Genomic DNA, 9685 nt, shown 5'->3' with positions numbered 1-9685 from the left:
ACGCGCAGGCGCTGGCGGCACGGCTGGTGGAGCGCGGCTGCGCCGTGGTGGCCGGCGGTACCGATACCCACCTCGCGCTGATCGATCTCACGCCCAAGGGCATCACCGGCAAGCAGGCCGACGAAGCGCTGGAGCGTGCCGGCATCACCTGCAACAAGAACGGCGTGCCCTTCGATCCGTTGCCGCCCACCCAGACCAGCGGTATCCGCGTCGGTTCGCCGGCCGGCACCACCCGCGGATTTGGCATCGCCGAGTTCCAGGCCATTGGCGACATGATCGCCGACGTGCTGGACGGGCTGTCTGCCAATGGGCATGATGGCAACGCCGAAGTGGAAAAGGCGGTGAACCAGCGGGTCCGGGCGCTGTGCGCGCGTTTCCCGATTTATCCGGCCTGATCCGTTTCGCGCCACGCCAAGGAGAGCGCGCGGATGCAGGGTGAAGAAGGACCGAAGCCGGAGCCTGACAAGCTGACGCAAGCCGCAGAGGATGCGGTGGCGGCGGGAAAGCGCGTGCTCGACAGCGAGACCGGCAAGCAGATTGCCGATATCGCCGATGCCGGCTTCACCAGGGCGGGCCAGGTGGTGGATGATCTGCTCGACAATCCCACCGGCGCGAAATTCAAGCAGGGCGCTGACGATCTGTTTGCCAAGGCTGGCCCGGTGGGCGGCACCGATGTGGGCCGCAACGTGATGGCGGGCGCTGCGGTGGGCTTTTTCGTCGGGTTGATCTTCTCCTTCATCGGGCTGTTCTGGGGCACGGTGATCGGCGCCGCGTTCGGCTTCCTGCGCACCATTACCAAGAGACCCTGATGCGCTGTCCCTTTTGCGGCAATGACGACACACAGGTGAAGGACAGCCGTCCCACCGAGGATGGCGCTTCGATCCGGCGGCGGCGGCAGTGCCCGGCCTGTGCCGGCCGCTTCACGACGTTCGAACGGGTGCAACTGCGCGAACTCACGCTGGTGAAGAAGAGCGGCAAGCGCGAGCCGTTCGACCGGGACAAGCTGGCGCGATCGATCGAGATCGCCTGCCGCAAGCGTCCGGTGGAGCCGGAGCGTATCGAACGGTTGGTCAATGGCGTCGTGCGCCAGCTGGAATCGCTGGGCGAAGCCGAGATCGAGGCCGATGTGGTGGGTGAACTGGTGATGGCGGCGCTGAAGGCGCTTGATCCGGTCGCCTATATCCGCTTCGCGTCGGTCTATCGCGATTTCCGTGAGGCCAAGGATTTCGAGACCTTCGTGGGCGGACTGAGCGAGGCCGTGAACGGGGTGAAGGGCAGCAAGGGCGACGGGGCCGACTGACAAGCTGGCCCAAACCGGCTAGGGCGGCGTCATGAGCCTGCCGCCCAATCCACCCGCCATCATCCTCGTGCGCCCACAACTGGGCATGAACATCGGTGCGGTGGCGCGCGCCATGCTGAATTTCGGCCTGACTGATCTGCGCCTGGTTTGCCCACGCGATGGCTGGCCCAATCCGGAAGCCGGGCCATCGGCGGCCGGGGCAGACAGCGTGATCGAGAATGCGCGCGTGTTTGACAGCGTGTCCGAGGCGATTGCCGATTGCACTCTGACCATCGGCACCGCGCAAACCACGCGCGACATGGTCCGGCGAGTAACGTCACCGGCTGGCTGCGTGGCCGAAATGCAGGCGCTGCCCACCAAATCGGCGCTGCTGTTCGGGCCGGAGCGCACCGGGCTGGTGCGCGAGGATCTGCTGAAGTGCCACGCCATCTGCACCATCCCCAGCAATCCCGATTTCGGCAGCCTCAATCTGGCACAGGCCGTCGCCGTGCTGGGCTATGCCTGGGTGATGGGCCAGGCAGCGCCGCCGCCCACCTGGCTGGTCAACCATGACGGTCCGGCGGCCCAGCATGAATTGACCGGGCTGATCGCGGCGATTGAATCCCGGCTGGAAGCCAATGGTTTTTTCAATCCCGCGCCCGGCAAGGCCGAAACCGCACGGCGCATGCTGCATAATGTCATGACGCGGCCCGGGTTCACGGGCGCCGAAGTGCAGTTCCTGCGCGGCGTCGTGCGCAGCCTTGTGGAGCCACGCAACAAGAATGGGCGCAACCTGGCTGAACCGCGCCGGCGGGATACACCCTGAAAGCAAAAAGGCCGCCAGTTACCCGGCGGCCTTTTGCGCAAAGTCTGCCGTGACCCTTTCAGGCCACGGCAGGATATTCACTCGGTTCCGGGTCACGCAGCGCATAGCCGCGGCCCCAGACGGTTTCGATGCAGCCGGACGACGGCGCACCGCCCTGGTGCAGTTTCTTGCGCAGCTTGCACACGAACACGTCGATGATCTTCAGTTCCGGCTCGTCGCGGCCACCATAAAGATGAGTCAGGAACATTTCCTTGGTCAGCGTCATCCCCTTGCGGAGCGACAGCATTTCTAGGATCGCATATTCCTTGCCGGTCAGTGCCACGCGCTTGCCTTCAACGCTGACGGAACGCGCCGCGAGATCCACCGCCACCGGGCCGGTGACGATGACCGACTGGCCATGGCCCTGGCTGCGCCGCACCAGTGCGTGCAGGCGGGCCATCAGTTCCTGACGGTCGAAGGGCTTGGTCACATAATCGTCAGCGCCAGCGCCAAAGCCGGTCACCTTGGACGTGGTTTCGGCGTCGCCCGACAGGATCAGGACCGGCGTGTTGATGCGCAGCTGCCGCAGCTGGCGCAGCACCTCGTGCCCGCTGATATCGGGCAGGGTGAGATCCAGCATGATCACGTCAAATTCGTAAGTGCGGGCATATTCGAGCGCAAGTTCCCCTGTGCCCGCGGTCTCGTGCTCGATGCTCGCTTCGTCGAGCATGCGCTCAACGCTGCGAGACATTGCACGGTCGTCTTCAATCAAAAGAACGCGCATGCATACGTCTCCGAATTCGGATTGACCCCGCCGGGCGCAACAAGCCCGACACACACCCCTGCATACAGTTAACCTGATTTATGAGCATCCGTAAATACCCCTTTAGATTTTTCTCCAAGTGATTCAAAATGTTCACTCATTTTTTACTATTTGATTCATTCGATTCGAACAGCGGACGATAGATTTGCACCCGGGTGACACGCAGCCCTGGTGTGCCCACCTTGTCCACGGCGCGCTGCCAAAGTTGAATCTCTTCAATGCTTAAGCGCCAACGCTTGCAAGCGTCTTCAAGGCTGATATGGCCATCGCGGATGGCCTTGAGCACGGCGGCCTTGCGGCTGGGCACCCAGCGCACCGTGTCATCGGGAGGTAAAGCATCATTACCGAATCCGGGCGGGGGTGGAGACATGAAAGACACGGATTTGCCTCCTGGCGGCCCGTGTGGGGCCGGTGAAACGGGATGAACCATTCACCATGACGGCGGCAGACGGCCGGGCTTTACCGGGAGGGCGCCCCTTGACGACAACCGGCCACATGCCCATTGCGCCGCCTGAGACCATGATCGCGCCTACCGCCTTTCCCCTCGATCTTGCCGCGCTGCCTGCCAGCGCGCGCGCCGCGCTGGCGCCATTGGCTGGCCGGCGCGTGGCCGTCGCCATGTCAGGCGGGGTCGATTCGTCGGTGGTGGCGGCACTGGCAGCGGCCGCCGGCTGCGACACGGTCGGCATCACGCTGCAGCTGTATGATCAGGGGGCCGCCGCGCGCCGGCCGGGCGCCTGTTGCGCCGGGGCCGATATCCGGGATGCCCGCGCCGTGGCCGAGCGGCTGGGCATTGCACATTATGTCATCGATATGGAAAGCCGCTTTCGCGAGGCGGTGATCGACAATTTCGTTGAATCCTATGCGCGCGGCCTCACCCCGGTGCCGTGTGTGGAATGCAACCGCACGGTGAAGTTCACCGATCTGATTGCGCTGGCCCGCGATCTGGGGGCCGAGGCACTGCTGACCGGCCACTATGTGCAGCGGCTGGAGAGCCCGGGTGGCGCCGAGCTGCATCGCGGCGCCGACCCCACGAAGGACCAGAGCTATTTCCTGTGGACCACCACGCAGGCACAGCTCGATTATCTGCGCTTTCCGCTCGGCGGTCTGGCCAAGGCCGAAACCCGCGCAATGGCCGAAGCCTTTGGCTTGGTGGTCGCCGCCAAGCCGGACAGCCAGGATATCTGCTTCGTCCCCGGTGGCGACTATGCTGCTGTGGTGGAAAAGATCCGGCCCGAACTGGCGGCCCCCGGTGATATCGTTGATGCCGCCGGCCACGTGCTGGGCCGCCACAACGGCATTCACCGTTTCACCGTCGGCCAGCGCCGTGGGCTGGAACTGGGCGGTCAGGCCGAGCCGCTCTATGTCGTCGGCATTGATGCCAGCCGGAACCGGGTGATTGCCGGCCCGCGCCGGGCACTGGCCGTCAGCGGCGTGCGGCTGGAGGGCAGCAATCTTCTCGGCCCGGTCGATGGCCCGCTCATGGTCAAGGTCCGCTCGATGGCGCCGCTTGCCAGCGGCTGGCTGGACGGTGACATGCTGCGCTTTGCCGAGCCGCAATTTGGCGTCGCTCCCGGCCAGGCGGCAGTGGCGTATGTCGGCGATCGGCTGGTGGCCGGTGGTACGATGGTGGCCACCGTGGCGGCCGAGCCGAGCCTGATTCCAGCCTGAAACCCGGCGTCAGGAAATTGACAGTGTCAGACGCTTGACGCCCGCCATGTCGGGCGGCTGACGCTTTGCCTGTCGGCATTTTGACGGGCCATTATTTGTTAACCACGCCGCATGGTGGCGGCCGTTCAGGAAGGCGATTTGGCACGCGCCTTGCTGAGGAACGGGCATGAGCACACCTGTCCCAGTTCCGTCGCCGCTGCCCTGGATCCCCGGTCTTGCCGATTGGCATCGCACTGATCTGGAACTGGTCATAGGCGAACAACGGTTTCCCGGCGCCGGGCTTAAATCGCGCCGGCTGGTGCTGAACCAGGCCGCAGCAGGCTCGGCCCGGCAGGAAGGCGACACGCTGCATCTGGCGGTGGCGCCCGGCGATGCCGAATGGGCGCTGGCACTGGCGGCGGCCTTTGACGCACCGAACCGACCGGCAGCGGCCGATCCGGCTTCGCGCGATCTGCTGGCGCTGGCGGCGCGGGTGGGCGCTTCCTCCACCAGCGTACTGATCGAAGGCCCCACCGGCACCGGCAAGGAGGGCCTGGCCCGGCTGGTGCATCACTCTTCCCCCCGCCGGACAAGCCCCCTTGTCGCGGTGAACTGCGCCGCGCTCGCCGAACAGATGGTGGAAGCCACGCTGTTCGGGCACGAGCGCGGCGCCTTTACCGGAGCGCTTGCGGCCTCGCCCGGCCTCATCCGCAGCGCCGACGGTGGTAGCCTGTTCCTCGATGAAGTCGCCGAACTGCCGCTGGCGGCGCAGGCAAAACTGCTGCGCGTGCTGCAGGAACGCGACGTGCTGGCCGTGGGCGCCACCCGCCCCGTGAAGGTGGACGTGCGCCTGATCGCGGCCGGCAATCGCGATCTGGCGGCCGACGTGGCCGCGGGCCGCTTCCGCGCCGATCTCTATTGGCGGCTGGCGGTGTTCCCGCTGCGCACCGCGCCGCTGGCCGAGCGCCCGGATGATATTCTTTCCATTGCGGCTCACTGGCTGCTGGGCCGCGCCGGCGGAGATGGGCTTGTGCCATGGCTCACCCCCTGTGCCCGCGGCCGGCTGCTGACGCACAGCTGGCCCGGCAATGTGCGCGAACTGGGCAATGTGCTGGATCGCGCGCTGGTGCTGTGCGACGGGCCGGATATCAGCGCCCGCCATCTGCTGATCGACACGCGAACCCCGCCGCCGCCTTCCAGCATTGGTCTGCCGCTGCCAGGCCAGATGCGGCTGGCCGAGCAGGAAAGCATCGCCCGCGCGCTCGCCACCAGCGCCAGCCGCCGCGATGCCGCCCGCCGGCTCGGCATTTCGGAACGCACGCTGCGCTACAAGCTGGCGGCGCAGCGCAGCGGGCATGATGCGGCCGCCATGGTGCAATGATGCTGCCTGCGGTTGATACCTCGGCAATTCTGAAGCTGCGCCAGCAGATATTGGCGCGCAACGATGGACTTCAGGGCTTTGGCCAGCCGCAGGGCCTTCGCGGCATTGGCGCGCCGGCGGCGCCGGAACAGCCACAGTTCGGCAGCGCGCTCAGCGAAGCGCTGCGCAGCGTCTCCAGCATCCAGGATCAGGCCAGCGCAGCCACCAACAGCTATGAAACCGGGCAGACCCACGATCTCGCCAGCGTCATGATCGCCCGCCAGAAAGCCGCCATCGCCTTTGAAGCCACCTTGCAGGCCCGCAACCGCCTCGTTGCTGCCTACAAGGACGTGATGAACATGCCGCTGTAAGCTGATGAGCGAGGCTGCAGTCATTCCCGCCGACCCGTCGCCATCGGGCCTTGCCGTGCCGCCGGTGCTGGCACCCATCGCCGGACGCGCCCGCAGCCTGTGGGCCAGCCCGGCCGTGCAGCAGGCGCGCCCGGCGCTGCTGGTCATTGCGCTGCTGGCGGCAGCGGCGCTGGCATATTTCAGCCTGCGCCAGCCTAATTGGCGCCCGGTCTATCCCGGTCTGGCGGAAGCCGATGCCGCCGCTGTGAGTGACGCGCTGGCCGCCGCCAATTTCGAGTATCGCATCAATCAGGACAGCGGCACGGTGGAAGTGCCCGCAGGGGACGCTGCCCGCGCCCGCATCCTGCTCGCTGGCCAGGGCCTGCCGAAGGCCAGTGCCGCCGCCGGGCAAGCATTGGCCGATATGCCGCTGGGTGCCTCGCGTTCGGTGGAGGCAGCGCGGCTGAAGCAGGCGCTGGAGCGTGAACTGGCCGCCAGCGTGGAGGCCATCGACGGCGTGAAGGCTGCGCGCGTTCATGTGGCGACTCCGGAACCTTCGGTGTTCATCCGTGATCGTGCGGCGCCGTCGGCCAGCGTGTTCGTCACGCTGGCACCGGGGCGCAGCCTGGCCGAAGCGCAGGTGCGCTCGGTGATCTGGCTGGTGGCGACCTCCTTGCCCGGCCTGGCCAGTGACCGAGTGAGCGTGGTCGATCAATCGGGCACGTTGCTGTCGGCCGGGGTGACGGGCGATGCCCAGCACCTGGCCTATCAGCAGCGGCTGGAAAGCCTGGTGCGCGAACGGCTGGTGAAATTGCTCACCCCCATGTTGGGCCCAGGTCGTTTCACCGCCGAAGTCGCCGCCGATGTGGATTTCAGCGAGAATGAAGCCGCCAGTGAGCGCTTTCAGCCAGCGGGCACCGTGCGCAGCGAGCAGACCAGCCGCAACATGGACGGCACGCCGCCCGCTGCCGCCGGCATTCCGGGCGCGCTCACCAACACCGTGCCGCAGGCCGCGCAGGTGACCGGCAATCCGCCGCCGGCAACGCCTACTGCTGCCGGTTCGACGGTCACCGCGGAAACTGCCGCGCGCAATTACGAGATCGGCAAGGATGTCTCGGTCACGCGCGCCGGCGCGCCGCGCCATGGGCTTTGACGCGGCGCGCGGCGACCTGGTGGAGGTGCAGACCCGCAGCTTTGTCAGCGAAAGCGAGGCGCCGACGGCCTGGTATGAAACGCCGGTCGTCAAGGATTATGGCCTCTACATCGTCGCGGCGGCCGGCGTGCTGATCCTGGCGCTGGGCGCAGGCTTCTTCCTGTGGCGTCGCCGTACTGTGCTGGCCGCGGCCGCCACGGCGACCGCCGAAGCTGCCAGCGCCGCCTTGTCCCGCAGCGGCGGCCCCAGTGCGCCCAGCCTGTTCGCCGAAGGCACTGCCGACAAGGCCGCCGTGGAAGCCATGATCGACGGCGGCGAACTGCTGCGCCCGGCGGCGGCCCGCGATTACAGCGGCAAGCTCGACATCGCGCGCACCCTGGTGACGGGTGATCGTGACCGGGCGATGGCGGTGGCGAGGCAGATGCTGCTCGCCGACTTGACCGCGCCTGCCGCAGATCCGCCGCCTACGCCGGCCGACGAGGACGAGGCGGCATGACCGATCTCGCCAGCCCTGCTGCCGCGCTGAGCGGCGCGCAGAAATGCGCCATCCTGCTGCTGGTGCTGGAAGAAGCCCAGGCTGCCGAAATGCTGTCCGGCATGAGCCCGGCCGAAGTGCAGCAGGTGGGCGAGGCCATGCTGACCGTGGCCGAGATCGATCCGCTCGCCATCGATCATGTGCTGGATGAATTTCTGGCGCGCACCGCGCAGGTGGCGGCGCTCGACAGCCAGGGCCGGCAGCTGCGGCAGCGGCTGGGCATGGCGCTGGGCACGCCGCGCGCTGAAACCATGATCGAAAAGATCGGGCCGCCGGCATCGGGGCGGCGGTTTGCCGTGCTCGATTGGGTGGATGGGCCGGCACTGGCCAAGCTGATTGCCGATGAACATCCGCAAGCCATCCCCGTCGTGCTGGCGCATCTGCCCGAAGCCCGCGCCGCCCAGACGCTGGATGCGCTGCCCGAAACGCTGCAGCCCGATGTGGCCGCGCGGCTGGCGACGCTGACCCCGGTCAACATCCATGATCTGGCCGCAGTGGAAGCCGATATCGAAGCCAAGCTGCGCGGCATCGGTACCAGGCGCGACCATACCCAGCTCGCCGGTACCGATTTCACCGCCGCGGTCATCAAGAAGGTGCGTGGGCGCGGCGCGTTGCTGGAAACGCTGATGGCGCTGAACGCCGAGCTGCCGCTGAGCTGGATGCCCAGCAGTTCATCTTCGCCGATCTGATCGGCCTTAGTCAGAAAGACATGCAGCTGGTGCTGCGTGAGGTGGATCCGGCGCTGCTGGCGGTGGCCATGAAGGGTGCCGATGCGCCGCTGAAAGACTTCATCTTTGGTGCCATGTCGAAACGTGCCGCCTCGCAATTGCAGGATGAACTGGCCGAACGCGGGCCCATGAAGCGGTCTGAAGTGGAAGCTGCCCAACGCGACCTGTGCCGCACCGTGCGCCGTCTGGGTGACAGCGGCGCGCTGACCCTGCCCACAGCCACGGAGGCGATGCTGTGACCGCCCACGACCCCAGACTCGCCGCTTTGCTTGCCGGCGTCTCGCCCGATCTGCGGGCCGGAGCACCGGGGCTGGCGCGGCTGCTCTCCAGCCTGATGCCGGCCGAAGCGCCGCCGGCGCGTGCAGAGGTGGACGTGACGACACTGCTGGCCGACGCCCGCGCTGAAGGCCATGCTCGGGGGTTTGCCGAGGGTGAAGCCGCTGGCCGCGCGGCTGCAGAAGCCGATCTGGCCCCTTTGCGGGCAGTCTTGGCCAGCGCCTCTGCCGCCGCCCGCAGCGCCACGGCGATCGACGAAGCGGCGCTGCGGCCGCTGCTGGTTGAACTGGTTGAAAATATTGCCCGAACGGTGCTGATGGCGGAACTGAAAGGCGGGCGGCGTGTGCTGGCGCCGCTGGTCGAAGCCGCGCTGGCCGAAGTGGGCGATGGCGTGCTGCCCACGCTGGTGGCCCATCCCGATACGCTGGCGCTGTTGGCGCCCGAACTGCCGGCGGGCCTGACCACGGCGGCCAATCCGGCGCTGCCCACTGCCCATGTCGTGCTGGCCGCCCCCGATTATCGTATCGAAGCCGGGATCGCCGAACGTCTGGCCCGCATCGTGAAGGCGCTGACATGAGCGTGACCGCCAGCCTTGCCCGTCAGATCGCCGCGATGGCGGTGCCGGCGCTGCCCATCCGCAAGGGCGGCTGCGTGGTGGCGGCCGATGGCAATATCATCGAAGCGGTGGGCGTACACGGCGCCATCGGCAACCGTGTCGCGTTGGGT

At 67.1% G+C, this 9685-nt stretch carries 13 protein-coding genes and 1 pseudogene; 12 read left to right on the top strand and 2 right to left on the bottom strand.

Annotated elements, in window-relative coordinates:
- The 4 genes and pseudogenes from glyA to RT662_RS12580 all read left to right on the top strand — a co-directional run.
- Positions 1-395, top strand: a pseudogene (gene glyA / locus RT662_RS12595) (serine hydroxymethyltransferase); the annotation flags it as partial.
- Positions 396-428: 33 nt separating this feature from the next.
- On the top strand, positions 429-809 hold the full coding sequence (locus RT662_RS12590; RefSeq protein ID WP_313671052.1) for a hypothetical protein: 381 nt from the start codon (positions 429-431) through the stop codon (positions 807-809).
- On the top strand, positions 809-1300 hold the full coding sequence (gene nrdR, locus RT662_RS12585; protein WP_313671051.1) for a transcriptional regulator NrdR: 492 nt from the start codon (positions 809-811) through the stop codon (positions 1298-1300). Before RT662_RS12590 ends, nrdR begins: the two co-directional genes overlap by 1 nt.
- 31 nt (positions 1301-1331) lie before the next feature.
- Positions 1332-2105, top strand: a complete 774-nt coding sequence (locus tag RT662_RS12580; protein ID WP_313671050.1) for an RNA methyltransferase — start codon at positions 1332-1334, stop codon at positions 2103-2105.
- Between the two features lie 58 nt (positions 2106-2163).
- On the opposite strand, the gene RT662_RS12575 is transcribed toward RT662_RS12580, so the two are convergent.
- Both RT662_RS12575 and RT662_RS12570 read right to left on the bottom strand, forming a co-directional pair.
- Complete coding sequence (locus RT662_RS12575; protein WP_313671049.1) at positions 2164-2868, bottom strand: response regulator transcription factor; 705 nt, start codon at positions 2866-2868, stop codon at positions 2164-2166.
- Between the two features lie 136 nt (positions 2869-3004).
- Positions 3005-3277, bottom strand: coding sequence for a DUF1153 domain-containing protein (locus RT662_RS12570; RefSeq protein ID WP_313671054.1), 273 nt, complete (start codon positions 3275-3277; stop codon positions 3005-3007).
- Positions 3278-3426: 149 nt separating this feature from the next.
- Between RT662_RS12570 and mnmA the strand changes: the two genes are divergently transcribed.
- From mnmA to RT662_RS12530, 8 genes are all read left to right on the top strand, one after another.
- Entirely contained in the window at positions 3427-4578 is a 1152-nt protein-coding gene (gene mnmA / locus RT662_RS12565) for a tRNA 2-thiouridine(34) synthase MnmA (RefSeq protein ID WP_313671048.1), read from the top strand.
- 166 nt (positions 4579-4744) lie between these two features.
- Complete coding sequence (locus RT662_RS12560; protein ID WP_313671047.1) at positions 4745-5938, top strand: sigma-54 dependent transcriptional regulator; 1194 nt, start codon at positions 4745-4747, stop codon at positions 5936-5938.
- Positions 5938-6288, top strand: coding sequence for a flagellar hook-basal body complex protein FliE (fliE, locus tag RT662_RS12555; protein ID WP_313671046.1), 351 nt, complete (start codon positions 5938-5940; stop codon positions 6286-6288). The genes RT662_RS12560 and fliE overlap by 1 nt, the downstream gene beginning before the upstream one ends.
- A 4-nt stretch (positions 6289-6292) precedes the next feature.
- Positions 6293-7420, top strand: a complete 1128-nt coding sequence (gene fliF / locus RT662_RS12550) for a flagellar basal-body MS-ring/collar protein FliF (RefSeq protein ID WP_313671045.1) — start codon at positions 6293-6295, stop codon at positions 7418-7420.
- A complete protein-coding gene (locus tag RT662_RS12545) occupies positions 7377-7916 on the top strand; it encodes a hypothetical protein (protein ID WP_313671044.1) in 540 nt (179 codons plus the stop codon). Before fliF ends, RT662_RS12545 begins: the two co-directional genes overlap by 44 nt.
- Complete coding sequence (locus RT662_RS12540; protein WP_313671043.1) at positions 7913-8644, top strand: hypothetical protein; 732 nt, start codon at positions 7913-7915, stop codon at positions 8642-8644. Before RT662_RS12545 ends, RT662_RS12540 begins: the two co-directional genes overlap by 4 nt.
- Complete coding sequence (locus RT662_RS12535) at positions 8611-8922, top strand: FliG C-terminal domain-containing protein (RefSeq protein WP_313671053.1); 312 nt, start codon at positions 8611-8613, stop codon at positions 8920-8922. Before RT662_RS12540 ends, RT662_RS12535 begins: the two co-directional genes overlap by 34 nt.
- Positions 8919-9536 carry a FliH/SctL family protein gene (locus tag RT662_RS12530; RefSeq protein ID WP_313671042.1) on the top strand — a complete coding sequence of 206 codons (618 nt, stop codon included), beginning with the start codon at positions 8919-8921 and terminating at the stop codon, positions 9534-9536. Before RT662_RS12535 ends, RT662_RS12530 begins: the two co-directional genes overlap by 4 nt.
- Positions 9537-9685: the final 149 nt, after the last annotated feature.

The organism is Sandarakinorhabdus sp., assembly GCF_032115815.1.
Lineage (GTDB): Bacteria > Pseudomonadota > Alphaproteobacteria > Sphingomonadales > Sphingomonadaceae > Sandarakinorhabdus.
The sequence above is the reverse complement of the archived record's forward strand: the minus strand, read 5'-3'. Positions and strand labels throughout refer to the sequence as shown.

Bases quoted from the DNA above. Each gene is read 5' to 3' on its own strand.
- RT662_RS12545 (WP_313671044.1), top strand. From the start codon at position 7,377: ATGTCTCGGTCACGCGCGCCGGCGCGCCGCGCCATGGGCTTTGACGCG.
- RT662_RS12540 (WP_313671043.1), top strand. From the start codon at position 7,913: ATGACCGATCTCGCCAGCCCTGCTGCCGCGCTGAGCGGCGCGCAGAAA.
- RT662_RS12575 (WP_313671049.1), bottom strand. From the start codon at position 2,868: ATGCGCGTTCTTTTGATTGAAGACGACCGTGCAATGTCTCGCAGCGTT.
- nrdR (WP_313671051.1), top strand. From the start codon at position 809: ATGCGCTGTCCCTTTTGCGGCAATGACGACACACAGGTGAAGGACAGC.
- RT662_RS12580 (WP_313671050.1), top strand. From the start codon at position 1,332: ATGAGCCTGCCGCCCAATCCACCCGCCATCATCCTCGTGCGCCCACAA.
- fliF (WP_313671045.1), top strand. From the start codon at position 6,293: ATGAGCGAGGCTGCAGTCATTCCCGCCGACCCGTCGCCATCGGGCCTT.
- RT662_RS12560 (WP_313671047.1), top strand. From the start codon at position 4,745: ATGAGCACACCTGTCCCAGTTCCGTCGCCGCTGCCCTGGATCCCCGGT.
- RT662_RS12570 (WP_313671054.1), bottom strand. From the start codon at position 3,277: ATGTCTCCACCCCCGCCCGGATTCGGTAATGATGCTTTACCTCCCGAT.
- fliE (WP_313671046.1), top strand. From the start codon at position 5,938: ATGCTGCCTGCGGTTGATACCTCGGCAATTCTGAAGCTGCGCCAGCAG.
- RT662_RS12590 (WP_313671052.1), top strand. From the start codon at position 429: ATGCAGGGTGAAGAAGGACCGAAGCCGGAGCCTGACAAGCTGACGCAA.
- mnmA (WP_313671048.1), top strand. From the start codon at position 3,427: ATGATCGCGCCTACCGCCTTTCCCCTCGATCTTGCCGCGCTGCCTGCC.